Here is a 23380-nt window from a genome sequence, read left to right as displayed (position 1 = left end):
ATAACACTATGCAATTGATCTGGCTGCGCAGCGACCTGCGCCTACATGACAACACCGCCCTCTCGGCTGCCGCGGCCCGTGGCCCGAGCGTGGTGGTGTATCTGCTGAGCCCGCAGCAATGGCGGCAGCATGACGACGCACCGTGCAAAGTGGATTTCTGGCTGCGCAACCTGGGCGAATTAAGCCAGGCACTGGGCGAGCTGAACATCCCCCTGCTGATCCGCACCGCGTCTCACTGGGATGAGGCGCCGAAGGTGCTGCTCGATCTCTGCCTGCAATTGAAGATCAGCGCGGTGCACGTCAACGAGGAATATGGCATTCACGAAAGTCGCCGTGATGCTGCGGTGGCCGAGCTGCTGGACAGCAACGGCATCACCTTCCACAGCTACCTCGACCAGTTGCTGTTCAAGCCCGGCACGGTGCTGACCAAAACCGGCACGTATTTCCAGGTCTTCAGCCAGTTCCGCAAGGTCTGTTACGAGCGTCTGCACCGTTCCTTGCCGAGCCTGGTCAACGCGCCAATCGCGCAATCGCGCCTGCACATCGCCAGCGACAAAATACCCTCAAGCATTGAAGGCTTCGACACACCCAGCGAAACCCTGCGCGCCCTCTGGCCTGCCGGTGAAGCCGAAGCCCGACGTCGCCTCGAGACCTTCGCCGACGCCCAGATCGACTACTACAAAAACGAACGCGACTTCCCGGCCAAACCCGGCACCAGCCAGCTTTCGGCCTACATCGCCGCCGGGGTGATTTCCCCGCGCCAATGCCTGCACACGGCGCTGCAAAGCAATCAGGGCGAGTTCGAAAGCGGCAAGGTCGGCGCCGTCACCTGGATCAACGAACTGCTGTGGCGCGAGTTCTACAAACACATTCTGGTGGGCTACCCGCGGGTCTCGCGTCACCGCGCCTTCCGCCCGGAGACCGAAGCGCTGGCCTGGCGCGATGCACCCGAAGAATTGCTCGCTTGGCAGCAAGCCCGCACCGGTTTGCCGATCATCGACGCGGCGATGCGCCAATTGCTCGAAACCGGCTGGATGCACAACCGCCTGCGCATGGTGGTGGCGATGTTCCTGACCAAGAACCTGCTGATCGACTGGCGCGAAGGCGAACGGTTTTTCATGCGCCACCTGATCGACGGCGATCTCGCGGCGAACAACGGTGGCTGGCAGTGGAGTTCGTCCACCGGCACCGATTCGGCACCCTACTTTCGCATTTTCAACCCGCTCAGCCAGTCGGAAAAATTCGACAGCGAAGGCCTGTTCATCAAGCACTGGCTGCCGGAGCTGGCGGGGCTGAACAAGAAGGACGTGCACAACCCGGCAAACCTTGGCGGTCTGTTCGGGGTTGCGGATTACCCATCGCCAATCGTCAATCTGAGTACATCCCGCGCACGTGCGTTGGCCGCGTTCAAAAACCTGCCATCGCGTCAAAACGCCGGGGGTGCCTATGAGTGACTTTCTGCGCAGCTTTGCCCGGCAGTTTGCCGACCTCAACAAAGACAACCTCCAGCGCCTGGACGAGCTGTACAGCACCGACGTGCACTTCACCGATCCGCTTCACGACGTGCAAGGCCTCGGGCATTTGCGCCGTTACTTCGCAGAGCTCTACGCCAATGTCAGCGAACTGCGCTTCGACTTTCATGGTTTCGACCAGATCGCTGAAGGCGAAGGTTATCTGCGCTGGGTCATGAGCTATCGCCACCCGCGCCTGGCCGGTGGCCGGTTGATTCGGGTCGACGGCTGCTCGCACCTGCGCTGGGGCGACAAGGTTTATCGCCACCGGGATTACTTCGATGCCGGGGCACTGCTTTATGAACATCTACCTGTGTTGGGCCGGGCGATTGCCTGGTTGAAAAGGAGAATGGGATGAGTTTTACACCTCCACGACGATATTGGTTGACCGGCGCCAGCAGCGGCATTGGCGCCGCACTGGCTGAAGAAATATTGAAAACCGGTGCCCATCTGGCCGTCAGCGCGCGTTCGGTGGCACCGCTGAAAGTCTTGTCGCAACGCTATCCCGGGCAAGTGCTGGTGGTGGACGGCGACCTGACCAACAGCCAGACCGTGCGCGAAATCGGCGAGCAAATCGCGGACCTCTGGGGCTCGCTGGACACGGTGATTCTCAACGCCGGGACCTGCGAATACGTTGACGCCCAGCAGTTCGACGCATCGATCGTCGAGCACGTGGTACGCACCAATCTGTTGGCCAGCAGTTATTGCATCGAAGCCGCCCTGCCGCTGTTACGCAAAGGTCTGGCGCCGCATCTGGTGGGCGTGGCCAGTTCGGTAACCTATATACCGCTGCCTCGCGCCGAAGCCTATGGCGCCTCGAAAGCCGGGCTGCGTTACCTGTTCGAATCCCTGCGCATCGACCTGGCGCCGGAAGGCATCGAGGTCACCGTGGTCAGCCCCGGATTCGTCGACACGCCGCTGACCGCGAAAAACGATTTCCCGATGCCGCTCAGCTGGCCGGTGGGCAAAGCCGCGCGACACATCTTTGCCAAATTGAAAGATCGCCCACTGGAGATCGCGTTCCCGGCGCTGTTCATGGCCGCACTCTGGCCGCTGTCGAAAATGCCCAACCGGGTGAAGCTCGCCATCGGTAAACGCATGTCGCGCAGCAGCCCACCGATCAAGGATCGACAGTGAACATCGCCATCATTGGCAGCGGGATCTCGGGGCTGACCAGCGCTTACCTGCTGAATCGACACCATGAGATCACCCTGTTCGAGGCCGACGATCGCGTCGGTGGCCACACCCATACCGTGGACGTGACCGTCGACGGCCGGCGATACACCGTGGACACCGGGTTCATTGTGTTCAACGACTGGACCTACCCGAACTTCATTCGCCTGCTGGGCCAGATTGGCGTGGGCTTCAAGCCGACTGAAATGAGCTTCTCGGTCACCGACCCGGACAGCGGCGTCGAGTACAACGGCAACAATCTCAACAGTCTGTTCGCCCAGCGCCGCAATCTGTTGTCACCGGGGTTCTGGGGCATGTTGCGGGACATTCTGCGCTTCAACAAAGAGGCGCCGCTTGACCTGTCCGAAGGGCGGATTGCCGCCGACATGACCCTGGACGACTACTTGAAGGCCGGCGGTTACGGCGAACGGTTCATCCTGCATTACATCGTGCCGATGGGCGCGGCAATCTGGTCGATGTCCATGGCCGACATGCTCGGTTTCCCGCTGCAGTTCTTCGTGCGCTTCTTCAAGAACCACGGTTTGTTGTCGGTGAGCAATCGGCCGCAATGGTGCGTGATCGAGGGGGGGTCCGGTGCCTACATCGCACCGCTGACGGCGAGCTTCAAAGAGAGGATCCGCCTTGATTGCCCCGTGATGCGGGTCGAGCGCGAGAAGGATGGCGTGGTCATCCACAGCGCCGCCGGCCGTGAACGCTTCGACAAAGTGATATTTGCCTGCCACAGCGATCAGGCGCTGAAGCTGCTGGCCGACCCGAGCGCCGCCGAACAATCGATCCTCGCCGCCCTGCCCTACGCCGACAACGAAGTGGTGCTGCACACCGACACGCGCCTGCTGCCTTCGCGAACACTGGCCTGGGCCAGCTGGAATTACCGCCTCGGCGCCGCCGGCAATACGCGCGCCGCGGTGACCTACGACATGAACATTCTGCAAGGCCTGCAGAGCGACACCACGTTCTGCGTCAGCCTCAACCAGAGCGCCGGCATCAGCCCGTCGAAAGTGCTGCGCAAATTCACCTACGCCCATCCGCAATACAGCCTGACGGCGGTGGCCGCGCAGGCACGCTGGGAGGAATTGAACGGCGCGCAACACACCTTTTATTGCGGCGCCTACTGGGCCAACGGTTTTCATGAAGATGGCGTGGTCAGCGCACTGCGCGTGGCTCAATCGTTTGGGGAAACATTGTGAACAGCGCCCTCTACAGTGGCTGGATCAGCCATCGGCGGTTCGCCCCCAAGCAGCATGAATTCCGTTATCGGATCGGCCTGCTTTATCTCGATCTCGACGAACAGGACGCCGTGCTCGGGTTGTCGCCGCTGTCGGGCCATGGCCGTTTCTCGCCGTTTGCGTTCCGCGAAGGCGATTACCTCAAGACCTTCACCAGTACCGGCATGCGCCTGATCGATGCCGTGCGCGAACAGGTGTGCCAAGCCATTGGCCATGCACCGCAAGGTTCGATCTGCCTGCTGACCCAGCCTCGCAGTTGGGGCCTGGCGTTCAACCCGGTGAGTTTTTTCTACTGCTACGAAGCTGATGGGCAATTGGCGGCGATTCTGGCCGAGGTCACCAACACGCCCTGGCGTGAGCGCTATCACTACGTATTACCGGCCAAGGCGCCGGAGAATCTGCGCGACTTCCACCAGCATTTCGCTGTGGCCAAGGCGTTCCACGTGTCGCCGTTTCTGCCCCGCGATCTCGAACATCGGATGAGCTTCAGTCCGGTCGCAAACAAGCTCGGTGTGCACATGGCCGACTGGCAGGGCGAGCTGAAGCTGTTCGACGCCACGCTGAACCTGAAACGCGAAGCGCTGGACCGCACCAGTCTGCATCGTTACTTGCGGCGCTTTCCATGGATGACCGCGAAAACGGGCCTGGCGATTTACTGGCAAGCCCTGCGCCTGCTGCTCAAGCGCGTACCGATCTTTGCTCATCAGGCTGCCGATGGCAGCTTCCAGACCGCCATCGTTCCACCCAAGGATCGCCGCCATGAAATCCTCTAGTGTTTCGGCCAAAGCCACCCTGTTCAGCACCAACGGCCTGAGCGGGTCACTGCTGCGCCGCGGTGTGCTGCGCCAACTCGCGCACCTCAAACACGGCCAATTGGTGGTCGTCGAAGACGGCGAGCGACATGTTTTCGGTACCGTTGGCGACCATTTGCTGGGGGAAATCCATATCCTCGACGCCGCCGCCTGGGGATTGGTGGCGAGCAACGGTTCGATTGGCGCGGGCGAGGCGTTTATCCACGGCTACTGGAGTTCACCGGACCTGACGGCGGTGGTCCGGGTGTTCGTCAGCAACCTCGACGTACTGGATGCACTGGAAGGTGGCCTGGCCAGACTCGGTCGGCCATTGGTTCAGGGCCTACACTGGCTCAACCGCAATACGCGCAAAGGCTCACAGAAAAATATCGCCGCCCACTACGACCTGGGCAATGACCTGTTTGAACAGTTCCTCGACCCGACCATGATGTATTCGGCCGCGCAATTCCTGAGCGCCGAGGACAGTCTCGAGCAGGCGCAGTTGAACAAACTGGCGCGGATCTGCCAGAAACTCGACCTGAAACCCAGCGACCACCTGCTGGAAATCGGCACGGGCTGGGGCAGCATGGCGCTCTACGCGGCGCAGCATTATGGCTGCAAAGTCACCACCACCACGCTCTCCAGGGAACAGTACGCGTACACCGAGCAACGGATCGAAGCCCTCGGACTGCAAGACCAGGTGACGCTGCTGCTCAAGGATTACCGCGACCTCACCGGCCAGTACGACAAACTGGTATCGATCGAGATGATCGAAGCCGTGGGTCATCGTTTCCTGCCAACCTATTTCAAGCAGTGCGCGCAGTTGCTCAAGAGCAACGGCCTGATGCTGTTGCAGGCCATCACTATCCGCGAACAGCGTTACGAGCAGGCCAAGCGCAGCGTCGATTTCATCCAGCGCTACATCTTTCCCGGCGGCGCCCTGCCCTGCGTGCAGAAAATGCTGGAAATCGTCAGCCGCGACACCGACATGAACCTGCTGCACATGGAGGATTTCGGCCTGCACTACGCGCGAACCTTGCGCCTGTGGCATGAGAATTTTCGTCGTGCCCAGGGTCGCTTGAGTGAACTGGGCTACGACGACTATTTCCTCCGGCTGTGGGAGTTTTACCTGTGCTACTGCGAAGGCGGGTTCCTGGAGCGCACCATCGGCACCGCGCAGTTGCTGCTGGCGAAACCGGCAGCAATCACCGCGCCGCTGCTCGGCCGTTTCGATGCTTGAACGCCTGGCCAACGCCGCACTGTTCCAGCTCGGCTGGTTTGCCTGCGTCATCGGCGGTAACAGTCTGTGGCTGCTGGTGGCGTTGGGCGCACTGGTGATTCACCTGCTGTGGATAAGTCGCTGGGCGGATGAAGGCCGACTGATCCTTAGCGTGGTGCTGCTGGGCACCACGGTCGACAGTTCATTGCGCTGGCTGGGGGTGTTCGACTTCAACGATGTCGCACCGTTGATTCCACTGTGGCTGATGGTGTTGTGGGCGCTGTTGGCGACGACGTTGCGCCATTGCCTGCAATGGACCGCCCATCCCTGGTGGCTGGGCAGCCTGCTCGGCGCCATCGGCGGTCCCTTGTCGTATTACGCCGGAGGACAATTGGCCGGGGTGCAATTTCCCTACGGCCAGTGGCCGACGCTGATTGGGATTGGCTTACTCTGGACCCTGCTGTTTCCCACGCTGCACTTCATGGCCCAGCGACTGGCGACGCCCACCCCTCGCCGCTGAACGTCTGTCAGACCTTTCACACGGCAAGCGCCGACTGGCCTACACTGCGCGCCATGAAAACCATTCCCCACACGCAAATCGCCGAGCCGGCGGTCACTTGCTCGACCTGCGCAGCTTGCTGTTGCCAGCTCGAAGTCATGCTGATCACCGACACGGGCGTGCCCGAACGCTTTATCGATACCGATGATTGGGGTGGGGAAGTCATGCTGCGGCTGGACGACGGCTGGTGCGCCGCGCTGGATCGTAACAGCATGCTGTGCACGATCTACGAGCAACGCCCGCTGATCTGCCGGGAATTCGAGATGGGGGCGCCGGAGTGCATTGAAGAGCGCCAGGGGATCAGCACGGCGTATCGCTGATCTTTGGGCTACCCAAATACCAATGTGGGAGCGGGCTTGCTCGCGAAAGCGGCTGAACACTCAACGCCGATGTTGAATGACCGTCCGCCTTCGCGAGCAAGCCCGCTCCCACAGGGTTCTTGCAGCGTTCTTACAACGGCATCGTGTAGTGCAGCGCGTAACTCTCCACACCGTCGTTGTTACTGCTCAGACCGGCATTGGAATAGTGCGTCGCGCGAATGCCGACTTCATGTCCGCCGGCGAAGCGCAGACCAAAACCAATACGGTCCTCGAACTGAAAGGACTGGCCGATGTTGTTGTCTTCAAGTTTAGTGTTAGAGAAAAACGCTACGCCAATCCCCGCTTCGACATAGGGCTTGATGTTCTGACCGGCAAACTCATAAACGAACACCGGCGAGAACGACAGGCTGTTGTTGCTGGAGGTCTTGTCGCCTTCCCAATAGGTGTAGGCACCACTCCAGTAACCGGTCAGTCGACCGACGTCACTTTGCAACCAGCTCTTGTCCCAGTCGAATTGCATGCCCAGCCGATAGGTCATGGTCGAATCGCTGGTCTGACCGACCCCGAACTCCACGCCTGCCGCCTGTGCGGTAAAACTGTGCCCCAGTAGTGCGGCCGCAATCGCAGCCAAGCAGAATAGTCTCTTCACTAGAAACATCCTTTTCCGATCATTTCGTTAAGTTTTTTTTGAAGCTCAACCGTCAAAGCTATAGAAGTCAGCGCTGATTCAGAAGTTCAGCGTTAAATCCCCAATTTCACATTTTTTTTACAAGTTGAAGCTTTGCACAATACCCGTCGAATTCCATAGGACGGGCAACACATTTTTGAAATGATCCGGATCGGCACTCGTCCAGAATCGCGCGGGACGAGGGGGACCATCAGCGAGCAATTCGCGCTCGGCCAACAGACGTTGCAATTGTCGTGCTACCGCGGCGCCGGTGTCGATCAGGCTGATGTCCTCCGGGATCATCTGCTTAAGCAACGGCTTTAGGAAGGGGTAATGCGTGCAGCCGAGAATTATCGTGTCGCAACCGGCGGCGAGCAGCGGCCGGACGTAGCTGGCCAGTAACTCGCGCAGCACGGGACTGTGCAAATCGCCATTCTCGATCAGCTCCACCAGCCCGGGGCATGGTTGAGTGATGACCCGCACATCGGTGGCGAAACGATCGAGCAGCGCGGCGAACCTGGCACTCTGCAAGGTGCCGGTGGTGGCGAGCACACCAACGACGCCGCTGCGGGTGGCGGCCGCAGCCGGCTTGACGGCCGGCTCCATGCCAACGATGGGCCATTGCGGATAATCACGACGCAAGTCAGCGACACCCGCCACCGTCGCCGTGTTGCAGGCCAGCACGAGTGCCTTGGCGCCCTGCAGCTGGAAAAATCCGGCCATCACGCTGCAACGATCCCGAATGAATTCCGGAGTTTTCTCGCCGTAGGGAACATGGCCGCAGTCGGCGACGTACAACAGCGTTTCGTTGGGCAACAATCGCTGGATCTCGGCCAGCACCGACAGCCCACCCACGCCGGAGTCGAATACGCCAATCGGCGCTTCACGCATGTTTCGACCCACACACGCTGCAACCCGGATCGCGCTTGACCCGCAGTTCACGAAAGCGCGAGCCCAGGGCGTCGATCAACAACAAGCGCCCCACCAGCGGCTCGCCGAAGCCCACCAGCACTTTCATCGCTTCCAGTGCCTGAAGGCTGCCGACCAATCCCACCAGCGGCCCGATCACGCCGGCCTCACTGCACGTCAGTTCGGCTTCACTGCCGTGCCCGTATAAACAGTGGTAACAGGGGCTTTCCGGGCGACGCGGGTCGAACACCGACAATTGCCCTTCGAGGCGAATCGCCGCGCCGCTGACCAGCGGTTTAACGGCGGCTACGCACGCGGCGTTGACCGCTTCACGGGTGGAGAAATTGTCCGAGCAGTCGAGGACCAGGTCCACCGCCGCCACTGCAGCGGCCAGGGAATCTTCATCCAGCGCGGTGCGATGGGCGATCAATTGGATATCAGGATTGATTGCGCTCAGACGACGAATCGCCGAATCGACTTTGCCCAGGCCAACGCTGTCGGTGTCGTGGACGATCTGACGTTGCAGGTTGGTCAGGTCGACGGTGTCGAAGTCCGCCAGATGCAACTCGCCCACACCTGCGGCAGCGAGATACAGCGCAACCGGTGAACCGAGCCCGCCGAGGCCGACGATCAGCACGCGGCTGTCTTTGAGTCGCAACTGACCGTCGATGTCGACGTGCTGCAACAGAATCTGCCGACTGTAGCGCAATAATTCCTGATCACTCAGCACGGCAGGCGCCCCAGGCTGATCCGTTGGTGGCCGCCCAGATCGGTGCGACTGTGGACGTCATCAAAGCCGCGGGCCTGCAGCAAATCGCGCACGGCCGCGGCCTGGTCGTAACCGTGTTCCAGCATCAGCCAGCCGCCCGCTTCAAGGTGATCCGGGGCCTGGGCGACGATCAGGCGCAAATCGTCAAGCCCATCGACACCGGCCACCAGCGCGCTGACCGGCTCGAAGCGCACATCGCCTTCCGCCAGATGCGGATCGGCCGATGCAATGTAAGGCGGGTTGCTGATGATCAACTGAAAACGCTGACCTTCCAGTGCGCTGAACCAGTGGCTGTTCAGCACGCTGGCGTTATGCAGGTGCAGGCGTTGGCGATTGCGCTCGGCCAGGGCCACGGCTTCGATCACGCGATCCACCGCTGTCACGTTCCACGCCGGGCGCTCGCTGGCCAGGGCCAGGGCGATAGCGCCGCTGCCGGTGCCGAGATCGAGGACCTTCGCCGGCGTGGCTGGCAATAATTCCAGCGCGGCTTCCACCAGCAATTCCGTGTCCGGGCGCGGGATCAGCGTGTGCGGCGCAACTTCCAGGTCGAGCTTCCAGAAACCTTGCTGGCCGAGAATATAGGCCACCGGTTCACCGCCACGACGGCGTTGCAGGTACTCGCCGAACTTCAGTGCGGCGTCGCTCGGGACAATGCGCTCCGGCCAGGTGTGCAGGAAACTGCGGGACTTGCCCAATGCCGCGGCCAGCAGCAATTCGGCGTCCAGGCGCGCCGTCGGCGAGTCGGGCAAATCAGCGGCGCGCAAAACACTGGCAATGATCGTCATTCGATGGCCGCCAGTTGGTCAGCTTGATATTCGGCCAGCAACGGCTCGATCACGGCATCGACACCGCCGGCGAGGATTTCGTCGAGGGAATACAGGGTCAGGTTGACCCGGTGATCGGTGACCCGACCCTGGGCAAAGTTGTAGGTGCGGATGCGCTCGGAGCGATCACCCGACCCCACCAGCAACTTACGCTCGCTGGCGATGGCATTGGCCGCAGCACTGGTTTGCTGGTCGTTGAGCTTGGCCGACAGCCAGGACATCGCCCGCGCGCGGTTCTTGTGCTGCGAGCGTTCTTCCTGGCACTCGACGACGATACCGGACGGCAAGTGCGTGATGCGGATTGCCGAGTCGGTCTTGTTGACGTGCTGACCACCCGCACCGGATGAACGATAGGTGTCGATGCGCAAATCTGCGGGGTTGATCTCGATCGCTTCCTGCTCGTCCGGCTCGGGCAATACCGCCACGGTGCAGGCCGAGGTGTGGATGCGGCCCTGGGATTCCGTGGCCGGAACCCGTTGCACGCGGTGCGCGCCGGATTCGAATTTGAGCTTGCCGTAGACGTTGTCGCCCTCGACCCGGGCGATGACTTCTTTATAGCCGCCGTGCTCGCCGATGTTCTCCGAGAGGATTTCCACTCGCCAGCCGCGACGCTCGGCGTAGCGCGAATACATGCGGAACAGGTCGCCGGAGAAGATCGCCGCCTCGTCGCCACCGGTGCCGGCGCGGATTTCCAGAAACACGTTGCGCCCGTCATTCGGGTCCTTCGGCAGCAACAGCCGTTGCAGGCTGGCTTCGATTTCGATCAGTTGCTCCTTGGCTTCGCGGACTTCTTCCACGGCCATTTCGCGCATGTCCGGGTCGCTGTCCTTGAGCAGGGCCTGGGCGCCTTCGAGGTCGCTTTGCACCTTGAGCAACTGTTTATAGGTGTCGACGATCGGCTCGACTTCCGCGTACTCCTTGGAGTAGGCGCGGAATTTGTTCTGATCGGAAATGACCTCGCCGTCGCCAAGCAAGGCGGTCAATTCCTCGAAACGATCCTGGAGGATGTCCAGCTTATTGAGCAGTGACGCTTTCATTGCGGTTTTTTATCCGAAAAGCTATCCGATGAGCCCTCACCGAGGGCAAAGAGTTCCTGGGCCATGGCCAGTGCGTCGAGGCGACCTTCGGCAGAGAGCTTTTTCAATTGAACGCTGGGCGCGTGCAAGAGTTTATTGGTCAGGCCGCGCGCCAGTTGCGCCAGCACGTCTTCGGCGCTGCTGCCGTTGGCCAGCATCCGCTGGGCCTTCTGCAATTCTTCGTCACGCATGCGCTCGCTTTGTTGACGATAGGCCTTGAGCACATCCACCGCCGCCAGTTCGCGCAGGCGGACCATGAAGTCCTCGGCGCCGACCGAGACCATCTCCTCCGCCGCTTGGGCAGCGCCCTGGCGGCTCTTGAGGTTCTCGGCGACCACTTCGTGGAGATCGTCGACGCTGTAGAGGTAAACGTCGTCCAGCTCGCCGACCTCGGGCTCGATATCCCGTGGAACGGCGATGTCCACCATGAAGATCGGCTTGTGCTTGCGCAGCTTCAAGGCACTTTCCACCGCGCCCTTGCCGAGGATCGGCAACTGGCTGGCGGTGGAACTGATGACGATGTCGCTGCGCACCAGTTCGGCGGGGATGTCCGACAGCAACACGGCATGGGCACCGAACTGCTCGGCGAGCATGCTCGCGCGTTCCAGCGTGCGGTTGGCGACGACGATGCGTTTCACGCCCAACTCGTGCAGATGGCGGGCGACCAGGGTGATGGTTTCGCCAGCGCCGATCAACAAGGCCTGGCTGCGCTGCAAGTCGCTGAAAATCTGTTTCGCCAGGCTGACCGCGGCAAACGCCACGGACACCGGGTTTTCGCCAATCGCGGTGTCGGTACGCACCTGCTTGGCGGCGTTGAACGTCGCCTGGAACAGACGCCCGAGCAGCGGGCCGATGGTGCCGGCTTCACGCGCCACCGCGTAGGCCGATTTCATCTGGCCGAGGATCTGCGGTTCGCCCAGTACCAGCGAGTCGAGCCCGGAAGCGACCCGCATCATGTGACGAACTGCCGCATCATCTTCGTGCACATAACTGCTCGCGCGCAGTTCGTCGAGGCTCAAATGGTGATAATCGGCCAGCCAGCGCAGCACGATGTCAGCCGAAAGGTGATCCTGTTCTATATAGAGTTCACTGCGATTGCAGGTGGAGAGGATCGCAGCTTCGCGGCTGTCGGTGAGTCGGCAGAGCTGCTGCAAGGCCTCAACCAGCTGCTCAGGGGTAAAGGCCACGCGCTCGCGGACGTCTACTGAAGCAGTCTTGTGGTTAATACCGAGTGCAAGGAAGGCCATTCAAGGTCGCTGATGGTGACGTGAAGCCGGCAATTGTCCTACTTCGTCTGACTCAGAACAACCACTCGATGTCTATCGCCCTGGTAGATGACGCCCTGGCTTGCGAGCGGTTCTCGTTTACACCGCTGCCTTGCCGGCCATGGTCGTTAACGATGAGGTGTTTATGCTCAAGGTTGCGGTGCTGGTCAGTCCATCGCTGGCGAGCCAGCTCCTGCATCGAGCGGCGTCGAAGGGAAAATGGCCGGGCGGTTATGTTTGACCGAAGGCTTGTGTCATGATGATCCGACCGCAGGTTAGTCGTCCTCTTCCTATATGAATAGATCTTCCGCGTTGCTCCTCGCTTTTGTCTTCCTCAGCGGCTGCCAGGCCATGGCACCCGTTTCGTCGGACGGTACGCCGCCGGTCGAAGACAGCACTCCGGCCCCTGAAAAGCCCAAGGTCTACAGCTCATTCAGCGAAGAAACCGTCTTCAGCCTGTTGAGCGCCGAACTGGCTGGCCAGCGCAATCGTTTCGACATTGCCCTGGACAACTACGTGACCCAGGCCATCAACACCCAGGACCCAGGCATCTCCGAGCGGGCATTCCGCATCGCCGAATACCTGGGCGCCGATCAGGCCGCGCTGGACACGGCACTGATCTGGGCGAAAAACGCGCCGGACGACCTCGAGGCGCAACGGGCTGCCGCCGTGCAACTGGCGCGCGCCGGTCGCTATGACGACTCCATGGTCTATATGGAGAAAGTTCTGCAAGGCAAGGGCGACACGCATTTCGACTTCCTCGCCCTGTCCGCGGCCGATACCGATCAGGAAACCCGCAACGGCCTGATGAAAAGTTTTGACCGCTTGTTGCAGCGTCATCCGAACAACAGCCAGCTGATTTTCGGCAAGGCCTTGTTGATGCAACAGGACGGCGACAGTAAAGGCGCGTTGACCCTGCTGGAAGACAATCCGCCGGACGAAGGCGAAATCGCGCCGATCCTGCTGCGCGCACGCCTGCTGCAAACCCTCAACCGCGGCGATGAAGCCTTGCCGCTGCTGCAAAAAAGCATCAAAAAATACCCGGACGACAAACGGCTGCGCCTGACCTACGCGCGCACGCTGGTCGAACAGGACCGCATGGACGACGCCAAAGCCGAGTTCTCCAGCCTGGTTCAGCAGTACCCCGAAGACGACGAGCTGCGTTATTCCCTGGCGCTGGTGTGCCTGGAAGCCAAGGCCTGGGACGAGGCCAAGGGCTATCTTGAAGACCTGATCGCACGGGAAAGCCATGTCGATTCGGCACACCTGAATCTCGGGCGCATCGCTGAAGAGCGCAACGATCCCCAGGGCGCATTGATCGAATATGCCCAGGTCGGGCCGGGCAACGATTTCCTGCCGGCGCAATTGCGTCAGGCCGATATCCTGATGAACAACGGCAAGACGGCCGAAGCACAAAGTCGCCTGGCGACCCAGCGCGATGAACAGCCCGACTACGCGATCCAGCTGTATTTGATCGAAGCCGAAACCCTGTCCGCGAATAAACAGGAGGACAAGGCCTGGGGTGTTCTGCAAAAAGCCTTGCAGCAATACCCGGACGATCTGAATCTGTTGTATACCCGCGCCATGCAGGCGGAAAAACGCAACGACCTGGCACAGATGGAAAAAGACCTGCGCCTGATCATCAAGCGCGACCCGGACAATGCGATGGCGCTCAACGCCCTCGGCTACACCCTTTCCGATCGCACGACGCGGTATGCCGAAGCCAAGGCCCTGATCGAACAGGCGCACCAGATCAATCCGGAAGATCCGGCGGTACTCGACAGCCTCGGCTGGGTCAATTACCGCATGGGCAACCTCGACGAAGCCGAACGCCTGCTGCGTAAGGCGCTGGATCGCTTCCCCGACCAGGAAGTCGCCGCTCACCTTGGTGAAGTCCTGTGGGCCAACGGCAAGCAACGGGAAGCCAGGCAAATCTGGGGCAAGTTCCTCAAGGATCAACCCGACAGCCCACTCCTGCGCGGCACCATCAAACGCCTGACCGGATCAGAGACTCTTTAAGATTATGTTTTTGCGCCACTTCATCGTGTTCAGTTTCATCGCCCTGCTCGCCGGTTGCGCGGGCTTCGGCGCTCGCGAATCGGTTCAGGGCCAGGGCGACCCGGCCCAATGGCGCGAGCACAAACAGCAACTGACCGGCCTTGATGGCTGGCAGATCAACGGCAAGATCGGCATTCGCGCACCGAAGGATTCGGGCAGCGGCACCTTGTTCTGGCTGCAACGACAGGATTACTACGACATCCGCCTTTCCGGGCCGCTGGGTCGCGGCGCCGCACGCCTGACCGGTCGCCCGGGCAAGGTCTCGCTGGAAGTGGCTAACCAGGGACGCTACGAAGCAACGACACCGGAGCAACTGCTCGAAGAACAGCTGGGCTGGAAGCTGCCGGTATCGCACCTGGCCTGGTGGGTCCGCGGGCTTCCGGCGCCGGACAGCAAGAGTCGCCTGACGCTGGACGGCGACAGCCGCCTGGCCAATCTCGATCAGGATGGCTGGCAAGTCGAATACCTGAGTTATGCCGAACAAAACGGCTTCTGGCTTCCCGAGCGGATCAAGCTGCACGGCGCCGACCTTGACGTCACGCTGGTGATCAAGGAATGGCAACCGCGCAAACTGGGGCAATGATCATGACTACCCCACGCTTGACGCTGCCCTCCCCGGCCAAACTTAATCTGATGCTGCACATTCTCGGTCGTCGTGAAGACGGTTATCACGAGCTGCAGACGATTTTTCAGTTTCTCGACTACGGCGATGAAATCACTTTCGCCGTGCGCGACGACGGCGTGATTCAACTGCACACCGAATTCGAGGGCGTGCCCCACGACCACAATCTGATTGTTCGCGCGGCGAAAAAACTTCAGGAGCAATCCGGTTGTTCGCTCGGCATCGACATCTGGATCGAAAAAATCCTGCCCATGGGCGGCGGCATCGGCGGCGGCAGCTCAAATGCCGCGACGACATTGCTCGGTCTGAATCACCTTTGGCAACTGGGCTGGGATGAGGACCAACTGGCCGGGCTAGGCCTGACGCTGGGCGCCGACGTCCCGGTTTTCGTGCGTGGCCACGCGGCTTTCGCCGAGGGTGTGGGAGAGAAACTCACCCCCGTAGAACCCGAAGAACCGTGGTATCTCGTGCTTGTTCCGCAAGTATCTGTAAGTACAGCAGAAATTTTTTCAGATCCGCTGTTGACACGTAACTCTCCTCCCATTAAAGTGCGCCCCGTTCCCAAGGGAAACAGTCGAAATGACTGCTTACCGGTGGTAGCAAGGCGTTATCCAGATGTTCGTAACGCATTGAATTTGTTAGGTAAATTTACCGAAGCAAAACTCACCGGAACTGGAAGTTGTGTGTTTGGGGGCTTCCCAAGCAAAGCTGAAGCTGATAAAGTCTCGGCCCTTCTTACAGAGACCCTTACAGGGTTTGTAGCAAAAGGAAGCAACGTTTCGATGTTGCATCGCAAGCTGCAAAGTCTGCTCTAAAGGAACCGAATACTGGGTATTCGTTGCAACAGATACAGGGGCGTCGCCAAGCGGTAAGGCAGCAGGTTTTGATCCTGCCATGCGTTGGTTCGAATCCAGCCGCCCCTGCCATTTTCCTATACTCATCCAGGTATACCCTCAGCCTTCAGGTACTGCGCGTGTCCAAGATGATGGTCTTTACGGGGAACGCTAACCCCGATCTGGCTCGGCGTGTCGTACGTCAGCTGCATATCCCTCTCGGTGACATCTCTGTCGGTAAGTTCTCCGACGGTGAAATTACTGCCGAGATCAATGAAAACGTCCGCGGTAAAGATGTCTTCATTATTCAGCCGACTTGCGCTCCGACCAACGATAACCTGATGGAACTGGTAGTGATGGCTGATGCCTTCCGCCGCTCCTCGGCTACTCGTATCACTGCTGTTATTCCTTACTTTGGTTATGCCCGTCAGGATCGCCGTCCGCGTTCCGCACGTGTGGCTATCAGCGCGAAAGTCGTTGCTGACATGCTCACCGTAGTCGGCATCGACCGTGTTCTCACGGTTGATCTGCATGCTGACCAGATCCAGGGCTTCTTCGATATTCCGGTAGATAACATCTACGGCTCCCCGGTATTGGTGGATGACATTGAAGATCAGCGCTTCGAAAACCTGATGATCGTATCCCCGGACATTGGCGGCGTCGTGCGTGCACGTGCCGTTGCCAAATCCCTGGGCGTCGATCTCGGGATCATCGACAAACGCCGTGAGAAAGCCAATCACTCTGAAGTGATGCATATCATCGGTGATGTCGAAGGGCGTACCTGTATTCTGGTCGATGACATGGTCGATACCGCCGGCACCCTGTGCCACGCGGCCAAGGCCCTGAAAGAGCATGGCGCTGCCAAGGTTTTCGCCTACTGCACACACCCTGTGCTGTCCGGTCGGGCGATCGAAAACATTGAAAATTCCATGCTGGACGAACTGGTGGTCACTAACACCATCCCGTTGTCCGCAGCTGCTCAAGCCTGCTCGCGTATCCGTCAACTGGATATCGCGCCGGTGGTTGCCGAAGCGGTTCGCCGCATCAGCAATGAAGAATCGATCAGCGCGATGTTCCGTTAAGGGCCCTGCCCTTCTCGAACATCTCGTTGACGAAAAGCGCCCCGCCCCGGCATTCCTGTCGGGGCGGGGCTTTTTTGCCCATATCGCCTTTAGCGCTGGTCGCAAACGCTGGGGCGAATGTGGTTATTTTGGAGATACAACATGAACGATTTTACTCTGAATGCTGAAGTGCGTTCCGACCTGGGGAAAGGTGCGAGCCGCCGCCTGCGTCGTCTCGCAAGCCTGGTTCCAGCTGTAGTTTACGGTGGCGAAAAAGCCCCTGAATCCATCAGCATGCTGGCTAAAGAAGTTGCCAAACTGCTCGAAAACGAAGCGGCTTACAGCCACATCATCGAGCTGAACGTTGGCGGCACCAAGCAAAACGTAATCATCAAGGCTCTGCAGCGTCACCCGGCCAAAGGCCACGTGCTGCACGCTGACTTCGTACGCGTTGTAGCGGGTCAGAAACTGACCGCTATCGTGCCTGTACACTTTGTCGGTGAAGAAGCTCCGATCAAGAAAGGCGGCGAAGTTTCGCACGTTGTTTCGGAAATCGAAGTGACCTGCCTGCCGAAGGACCTGCCTGAGTTCATCGAAGTCGACCTGGCTAACGCCGAAATCGGTTCGATCATTCACCTGTCCGACCTCAAAGCCCCTAAAGGCGTTGAGTTTGTTGCTCTGGCACACGGCGATGACAAGGCTGTTGCCAACGTCCACGCTCCACGTGTTGCTCCAGAAGCTACTGAAGAAGGCGCAGCAGAGTAATTCACTCTGTGATGCCGGAGTGACCAGGTAACATCGCGGACTGGAACGTAGCGAGAAAGCGGGCGAGAACGCGGAGTTTACATAATGGTAAATGAGCACTTGTCGTCCACTTTCGCCGCACACCCTGATTGCGGCGATGTTAACCACCACTCCAAGGAAGGGCCCCTATCGTGACTGCCATCAAACTGATCGTTGGCCTGGGAAATCCAGGCGCTGAATACGAACAGACCCGGCATAACGCAGGGGCCCTTTTTGTTGAGCGCATCGCGCACGCACAAGGCGTGAACCTTGTGGCGGATCGCAAATATTTCGGCCTGACCGGGCGCTACTCGCATCAGGGTCAGGATGTTCGCCTGCTTATTCCCACCACGTACATGAACCGCAGCGGCCAGGCCGTCGCGGCACTTGCCGGCTTCTTTCGTATAAAGCCGGAAGAAATCCTGGTGGCGCATGACGAACTCGACCTGCCTCCGGGCGTTGCCAAACTCAAACAGGGCGGCGGCCATGGCGGTCACAACGGGTTGCGCGACATCATCGCGCAACTGGGCAATCAGAATACCTTCTACCGCTTGCGGCTTGGCATTGGCCACCCGGGCGTAGCCAGTATGGTTTCAAATTTCGTCCTGGGTCGTGCGCCACGCGCCGAACAGGAAAAACTCGATGCCAGCATCGACTTTGCCCTCGGCGTGCTGCCGGATATCCTCGCCGGGGAATGGAACCGCGCGATGAAAAACCTGCACAGCCAGAAGGCCTGACTCTACTCCGAGGGGAAACACCATGGGATTCAATTGCGGCATCGTCGGCCTGCCTAACGTCGGCAAGTCCACCCTGTTTAACGCCCTGACCAAATCCGGGATCGCGGCCGAGAACTTCCCCTTCTGCACCATCGAGCCGAACACCGGTATCGTGCCAATGCCGGATCCGCGTCTGGAAGCCCTGGCGGCCATCGTCAATCCAAAGCGCATCCTGCCGACCACCATGGAATTCGTCGACATCGCAGGCCTGGTTGCCGGCGCCTCGAAAGGTGAAGGCCTGGGCAACAAGTTCCTCGCCAACATCCGCGAGACCGATGCCATCGCCCACGTGGTGCGCTGCTTCGAAGACGAGAACGTGATTCACGTGTCCAACAGCGTCGACCCGAAACGCGACATCGAAATCATCGATTTGGAACTGATCTTCGCCGACCTCGACAGCTGCGAGAAGCAACTGCAGAAAGTCGCCCGCAACGCCAAGGGTGGTGACAAGGACGCCGTGGTCCAGAAAGGCCTGCTCGAACAATTGATCGCGCACTTCACCCTCGGCAAGCCTGCGCGCACCCTGATGAAGAACATGGGCGCCGATGACAAAGCGGTGATTCGCGGTTTCCATCTGCTGACCACCAAGCCGGTCATGTACATCGCCAACGTTGCTGAAGACGGTTTCGAGAACAACCCGCTGCTGGACATCGTCAAAGCCATCGCCGAAGAAGAAGGCGCCATGGTGGTTCCGGTCTGCAACAAGATCGAAGCCGAGATCGCCGAACTGGAAGACGGTGAAGAGAAAGACATGTTCCTCGAAGCCCTGGGCCTCGAAGAGCCTGGCCTGAACCGGGTGATCCGCGCTGGCTACGAAATGCTGCACTTACAGACCTACTTCACCGCCGGTGTCGAAGAAGTCCGCGCCTGGACCGTCCGCGTTGGGGCCACCGCACCACAAGCCGCTGGCGTGATCCACACCGACTTCGAGAAAGGCTTTATCCGCGCCGAAGTCATCGCCTATGACGACTTCATTCAGTACAAGGGCGAGGCCGGCACCAAGGAAGCCGGGAAATGGCGTCTGGAAGGCAAGGACTACATCGTTAAAGACGGCGACGTGATGCACTTCCGCTTCAACGTTTAAAACGCCCTGAGCATGAAAAAGCCGCGTTCGACACGCGGCTTTTTTGTACCTGCGATTTATCCACTGTGGGAGCGAGCCTGCTCGCGATGACGGTGTGTCATTGACCAACGATGTGTCTGACACACCGTCATCGCGAGCAGGCTCGCTCCCACAGTTTTTTACAGGCAGGGAGCCGATCAGGCCTTTTTGGTTCTTGGCAGGAAAATCGCCAGCACTCCGAACAGCGGCAGGAACGAGCACAGGAAGTACACGTACTCAATCCCGTGGATGTCCGCCAGGTGCCCGAGTAACGCGGCGCCAATCCCGCCGAAACCAAACATCAGGCCGAAGAACACCCCGGCGATCATCCCTACATTCCCCGGCACCAGTTCCTGCGCATACACCACAATGGCCGAGAACGCCGAGGCCAGGATGAAGCCGATCACCACGCTCAGAATGCTGGTCCAGAACAGGTCGGCGTGCGGCAGGATCAAGGTGAACGGTGCCACGCCGAGGATCGAAAACCAGATCACTGCCTTACGCCCGATCTTGTCGCCGATCGGTCCGCCGAAGAACGTTCCCGCCGCCACCGCCCCGAGGAAGAGGAACAAATGCAGCTGCGAGCTGGCCACCGACAGGTCGAACTTTTCGATCAGGTAGAAGGTGAAGTAGCTGGTGAAGCTGGCCATGTAGAAATACTTGGAGAACACCAGCAACCCGAGCACCACCAGTGCACTGATCACCCGGCCCTTGGACAAACCGTGGGTCGCCGCCTGGCCTTGCTTGAGCTTGAACAGGCTCAGGTGATTGGCGTACCAGCGACTGATGCGGTAAAGCACGAACAACGCAAATACCGCGAACAACCCGAACCACGCCACATGACCCTGACCGAACGGAATGATGATCGCCGCCGCGAGTAACGGGCCGAACGCGGAGCCGGCATTGCCGCCCACCTGGAAGGTCGATTGCGCCAGACCGAAGCGCCCGCCCGAAGCCAGCCGCGCCACGCGGGAAGCCTCCGGGTGAAAGGTCGATGAGCCGATGCCGATCAACCCCGCCGCCAGCAGAATCAATGGAAAGGTGCCCACCACCGACATCATCAGAATGCCGATCAAGGTACACACCGTTCCGGCCGGCAGCAGCCAGGGTTTGGGATGACGATCGGTGTGGTAACCGACCCACGGCTGCAATAGCGAGGCGGTCAGTTGGAAGGTCAAAGTGATCAGGCCGACCTGGGTGAACGTCAGGCCATAGTTGGCTTTGAGCATCGGGTAAATCGACGGCAGCACCGACTGGATCAGGTCGTTGATCAGATGCGCCAGCGCCACGGCGCCGATGATGCGCATGACCAACGGGCTGCTTTGTGGGGACGCGGACGCCGGCGGGGTGCCGGTCTGGGCATTGCTGATAGCCATGGGAATTTCCGTACAGCAGATGGGTGCACACGGGCAGGTGCGTCAATGTGCCATTTTTCAGTGCAGCAGCGCCATCCCCTTAGCCAGCTAACCAACTAAAAACCCGAACCTGTAGGAGCGAGCTTGCTCCTACAGGCCTGCCTCGTTGATAGCGCAATGCCATGGTCTGAATCTTGCCTTGTTTATCGCTTCAACGCGGCGCCCTTACAAAGGGCGCCGAGAATGGGAAGTTTCGCTACAGAGTCGGCCTACAGAGCTGACAAGGGCGGACTTTTCGCGGCCTTTAAAAGGGGCACACGTCGCGGTCGCAATGACTTCGACGCACGCCGATGGTGCGTGGTGTCCAGAGGAGTCATGGGCATGTCGTTTTTATCACCGGGGATCGGGTTGCTGGGGCGTTTCGGCTTCGCCCGCAAATTTCAGCTGTTGTTCCTGCTGTTTATCCTGCCACTCGCAGGCAGCCTGCTGATGATCGGCCAGGAGTACCGGGCCAAACTGAGCCTGATTTCCGGCGAGCGCGCCGGGGTCCGACAATTGCTCGCCCTGGATGCGCTGGATAACCTGCTCGCCGCCCAGCGTGACCGCGCTGCACGTTGGCGCGCCACCGAAACCAATCGCCAGCCGACACCAGCCACCCTCGCGTCGATGGCCGCGTTCGATGCGGTACAACCGGCGGTCGCCCAGGCCACCACGGACCTTGGCAATGCCCTGCAAACCGAAGGCGCCGAGGGCGAAACCCTGGCCCGCTATCAAGCCCTGCAAACCGCGCTCAACGGCCTCGACTCGAAAAGCCTCGGCAGCGTTGGCTGGTGGCCGGACGGTTACGACCGCTTCACCAATGCCTTGAGCGCCCTGCAAGCCTTGCGCGAACAGATCGCCATGGACAATCGCCTGACGCTCGCGCCGTGGCTGGAAACCTACCTGCTGACGCAGATTGCGACCCAGCACGCGCCGGACCTGATCGAGCGGGTCGGTCGTCTGGCCAGCGTCGGCCAGGCGTCGGTGGTGTCCGGGCAATTCACCCTGCAAAGCCGTCTGCAATTGCGCGACCTGCGCGGCCGCATCGGCGACGCCCGTGAGCAGCTGGTCAAAACCGCCAGCCTGCTGGAAGCACGATTGCCCAGCGCCTTGCAGACCTGGGCCGGGCAATACCATGCCAGCCTCAAACACCTCGACGACGAGCTGAAGGTGCTTGATGACGGTGTGTTTGGTGGCAGCATCAAACTCAAGCCCGAGGAGTTCGAGCGCAGCCTCGACGTGCTGCTTGCCGACCTCGCGTCGTTGCGCCAGCAGTCGCTGGTCTCGCTGGATCAGCGTCTGGATGACTACCACGGTTCGGCGATTCGCCAGTTCATTGTGGTAGCGACCATCTTCGGTTGCCTGCTGCTGGCCGCGCTGTACCTGTTCATCTGCCTGCAATCCTCGATCCGGCGCAGCGCCAGCGGAATCACACTGCTCGCCGAAGCCCTGCGCGACGGCAACCTCAGCCTGCAAGTACCGGTTGTAGGTCGTGACGAACTGGCGGCGATCAGCACCGCGCTCAACGTCGCCGTGGTGCAGTTGCGCAATAGCCTGCTGGGGGTCGATCACGAAACCCTGGAACTGAGCAACGCGGTGCGCGCACTCAATCACCATTCCAGCGGCGCCTTGGGCGAGGTCGAAGCCCAGCAATTGCAGATCAGTCAGATCGCCGCCGCGGCGACGCAGCTCGCCGCCACGTCCCAAGGCGTCGCCCAGAGTTGCGAACAAGCTTCCGACAGCGCCCAGCGCACCCAACGCATCGCCGCCGACAGCACTCGAGACAGCCAGCGCACCACCGCGAGCATTCAGCAGCTCAATCAGCGTTTGAACGACACCGCGGCGGCGCTCGGCCGGGTCAGCGAACAGGGGCAGCAGATTCAGCTGGTGGTCGACACCATTCGTGGCGTCGCCGAGCAGACCAACCTGTTGGCGCTCAACGCCGCCATCGAAGCCGCGCGTGCGGGTGAGCAGGGTCGTGGTTTTGCGGTGGTCGCCGATGAAGTGCGCAGCCTGTCGCAACGCACCCAATCGTCCACCGCGCAGATCGCCGGAACCGTCGACAGCCTGCGCAACACGGTGAATGAAGCGGTGAGCCTGATGGAAGCCGCTTGCGGCCAGGCGCAATCCGATGCGCAAGCGGTCACCGGTCTCGGCGAACGGCTGGGGGAAATTGCCAGCGCCGTGCAGGGCGTCACCGACACCCTGGCGCAGATCGCCACCGCGGTCGACGAACAAGCCACCACCGCCGACGAAGTCAGCGGTAACATTCAGCAAGTCGATCAGGCGGCGGTACGCTTGCTCGAAGGCGCGCGAGCGGTGAACAAGGCAGCGGACACGTTGAGCCAGGGCAGCAAGGCCCTGAGCGACAACACCGGACGGTTCCGCCTGACGGTCTAACCCTGGACTGATTGGGCCGGC

Annotated in this window: 23 protein-coding genes and 1 tRNA gene; 17 read left to right on the top strand and 7 right to left on the bottom strand. The window is 60.4% G+C overall.

The features are described from left to right. Positions 1-8: 8 nt before the first annotated feature. The 8 genes from phrB to NTD84_RS16675 are packed head-to-tail and all read left to right on the top strand — an operon-like array spanning position 9 to position 6820. Positions 9-1454, top strand: coding sequence for a deoxyribodipyrimidine photo-lyase (gene phrB / locus NTD84_RS16710; RefSeq protein WP_262167496.1), 1446 nt, complete (start codon positions 9-11; stop codon positions 1452-1454). Continuing rightward, positions 1447-1869, top strand: a complete 423-nt coding sequence (locus tag NTD84_RS16705; RefSeq protein WP_262167495.1) for a nuclear transport factor 2 family protein — start codon at positions 1447-1449, stop codon at positions 1867-1869. The genes phrB and NTD84_RS16705 overlap by 8 nt, the downstream gene beginning before the upstream one ends. Beyond that, the gene (locus tag NTD84_RS16700) at positions 1866-2648 is read left to right on the top strand and encodes an SDR family NAD(P)-dependent oxidoreductase (RefSeq protein ID WP_262167494.1); all 783 of its coding nucleotides are present in this window, start codon (positions 1866-1868) and stop codon (positions 2646-2648) included. The genes NTD84_RS16705 and NTD84_RS16700 overlap by 4 nt, the downstream gene beginning before the upstream one ends. Then, the gene (locus NTD84_RS16695; protein WP_262167493.1) at positions 2645-3892 is read left to right on the top strand and encodes an NAD(P)/FAD-dependent oxidoreductase; all 1248 of its coding nucleotides are present in this window, start codon (positions 2645-2647) and stop codon (positions 3890-3892) included. The genes NTD84_RS16700 and NTD84_RS16695 overlap by 4 nt, the downstream gene beginning before the upstream one ends. Further along, positions 3889-4704: a DUF1365 domain-containing protein gene (locus NTD84_RS16690; RefSeq protein ID WP_262167492.1), complete on the top strand. Its 816-nt coding sequence runs from the start codon at positions 3889-3891 to the stop codon at positions 4702-4704. Before NTD84_RS16695 ends, NTD84_RS16690 begins: the two co-directional genes overlap by 4 nt. After that, positions 4691-5962, top strand: coding sequence for an SAM-dependent methyltransferase (locus NTD84_RS16685; protein ID WP_262167490.1), 1272 nt, complete (start codon positions 4691-4693; stop codon positions 5960-5962). The genes NTD84_RS16690 and NTD84_RS16685 overlap by 14 nt, the downstream gene beginning before the upstream one ends. After that, a complete protein-coding gene (locus NTD84_RS16680; RefSeq protein ID WP_262167489.1) occupies positions 5955-6461 on the top strand; it encodes a DUF2878 domain-containing protein in 507 nt (168 codons plus the stop codon). Before NTD84_RS16685 ends, NTD84_RS16680 begins: the two co-directional genes overlap by 8 nt. A 53-nt stretch (positions 6462-6514) precedes the next feature. Further along, positions 6515-6820, top strand: coding sequence for a YkgJ family cysteine cluster protein (locus tag NTD84_RS16675; protein ID WP_262167487.1), 306 nt, complete (start codon positions 6515-6517; stop codon positions 6818-6820). Between the two features lie 130 nt (positions 6821-6950). Here NTD84_RS16675 and NTD84_RS16670 read toward each other — a convergent pair whose 3' ends face one another. The 6 genes from NTD84_RS16670 to hemA form a co-directional block, all read right to left on the bottom strand. Next, complete coding sequence (locus tag NTD84_RS16670; protein WP_262167486.1) at positions 6951-7469, bottom strand: acyloxyacyl hydrolase; 519 nt, start codon at positions 7467-7469, stop codon at positions 6951-6953. Between the two features lie 117 nt (positions 7470-7586). Beyond that, positions 7587-8378 (bottom strand): glutamate racemase, encoded by a 792-nt coding sequence (gene murI / locus NTD84_RS16665; RefSeq protein WP_262167484.1) that lies wholly within the window; start codon positions 8376-8378, stop codon positions 7587-7589. Continuing rightward, a complete protein-coding gene (locus tag NTD84_RS16660) occupies positions 8371-9126 on the bottom strand; it encodes a molybdopterin-synthase adenylyltransferase MoeB (RefSeq protein WP_262167483.1) in 756 nt (251 codons plus the stop codon). The genes murI and NTD84_RS16660 overlap by 8 nt, the downstream gene beginning before the upstream one ends. Next, positions 9120-9950: a peptide chain release factor N(5)-glutamine methyltransferase gene (gene prmC, locus NTD84_RS16655; protein ID WP_262167482.1), complete on the bottom strand. Its 831-nt coding sequence runs from the start codon at positions 9948-9950 to the stop codon at positions 9120-9122. The genes NTD84_RS16660 and prmC overlap by 7 nt, the downstream gene beginning before the upstream one ends. Beyond that, a complete protein-coding gene (prfA, locus tag NTD84_RS16650) occupies positions 9947-11026 on the bottom strand; it encodes a peptide chain release factor 1 (RefSeq protein ID WP_262167481.1) in 1080 nt (359 codons plus the stop codon). Before prfA ends, prmC begins: the two co-directional genes overlap by 4 nt. Then, the gene (hemA, locus tag NTD84_RS16645; protein ID WP_262167480.1) at positions 11023-12312 is read right to left on the bottom strand and encodes a glutamyl-tRNA reductase; all 1290 of its coding nucleotides are present in this window, start codon (positions 12310-12312) and stop codon (positions 11023-11025) included. Before hemA ends, prfA begins: the two co-directional genes overlap by 4 nt. 312 nt (positions 12313-12624) lie before the next feature. Between hemA and NTD84_RS16640 the strand changes: the two genes are divergently transcribed. From NTD84_RS16640 to ychF, 8 genes are all read left to right on the top strand, one after another. Next, positions 12625-14349, top strand: coding sequence for a tetratricopeptide repeat protein (locus NTD84_RS16640; RefSeq protein ID WP_262167479.1), 1725 nt, complete (start codon positions 12625-12627; stop codon positions 14347-14349). Between the two features lie 4 nt (positions 14350-14353). Then, positions 14354-14971, top strand: a complete 618-nt coding sequence (gene lolB, locus NTD84_RS16635; RefSeq protein ID WP_262167478.1) for a lipoprotein insertase outer membrane protein LolB — start codon at positions 14354-14356, stop codon at positions 14969-14971. Between the two features lie 2 nt (positions 14972-14973). Beyond that, on the top strand, positions 14974-15825 hold the full coding sequence (ispE, locus tag NTD84_RS16630; protein ID WP_262167476.1) for a 4-(cytidine 5'-diphospho)-2-C-methyl-D-erythritol kinase: 852 nt from the start codon (positions 14974-14976) through the stop codon (positions 15823-15825). Positions 15826-15861: 36 nt separating this feature from the next. Next, positions 15862-15936: transfer RNA gene (locus tag NTD84_RS16625), tRNA-Gln, on the top strand. 47 nt (positions 15937-15983) lie between these two features. After that, complete coding sequence (locus NTD84_RS16620; RefSeq protein WP_003208392.1) at positions 15984-16925, top strand: ribose-phosphate pyrophosphokinase; 942 nt, start codon at positions 15984-15986, stop codon at positions 16923-16925. A 141-nt stretch (positions 16926-17066) separates the two neighbouring features. Continuing rightward, complete coding sequence (locus NTD84_RS16615; protein ID WP_131059496.1) at positions 17067-17669, top strand: 50S ribosomal protein L25/general stress protein Ctc; 603 nt, start codon at positions 17067-17069, stop codon at positions 17667-17669. Positions 17670-17839: 170 nt separating this feature from the next. Beyond that, positions 17840-18424 (top strand): aminoacyl-tRNA hydrolase, encoded by a 585-nt coding sequence (gene pth, locus NTD84_RS16610; protein WP_095169011.1) that lies wholly within the window; start codon positions 17840-17842, stop codon positions 18422-18424. Positions 18425-18446: 22 nt separating this feature from the next. Beyond that, positions 18447-19547: a redox-regulated ATPase YchF gene (ychF, locus tag NTD84_RS16605; RefSeq protein WP_008011955.1), complete on the top strand. Its 1101-nt coding sequence runs from the start codon at positions 18447-18449 to the stop codon at positions 19545-19547. A gap of 176 nt (positions 19548-19723) precedes the next feature. On the opposite strand, the gene NTD84_RS16600 is transcribed toward ychF, so the two are convergent. Continuing rightward, positions 19724-20941, bottom strand: a complete 1218-nt coding sequence (locus NTD84_RS16600; RefSeq protein ID WP_262167475.1) for an MFS transporter — start codon at positions 20939-20941, stop codon at positions 19724-19726. 156 nt (positions 20942-21097) lie between these two features. Between NTD84_RS16600 and NTD84_RS16595 the strand changes: the two genes are divergently transcribed. Continuing rightward, entirely contained in the window at positions 21098-23359 is a 2262-nt protein-coding gene (locus NTD84_RS16595; RefSeq protein ID WP_410017363.1) for a methyl-accepting chemotaxis protein, read from the top strand. Positions 23360-23380: the final 21 nt, after the last annotated feature.

This window comes from Pseudomonas sp. 14P_8.1_Bac3, from assembly GCF_025466085.1.
In the GTDB taxonomy this organism is placed as follows: Bacteria; Pseudomonadota; Gammaproteobacteria; order Pseudomonadales; family Pseudomonadaceae; genus Aquipseudomonas.
Note: the sequence above shows the minus strand (reverse complement) of the source record. Positions and strands in the feature narration are given on the sequence as shown.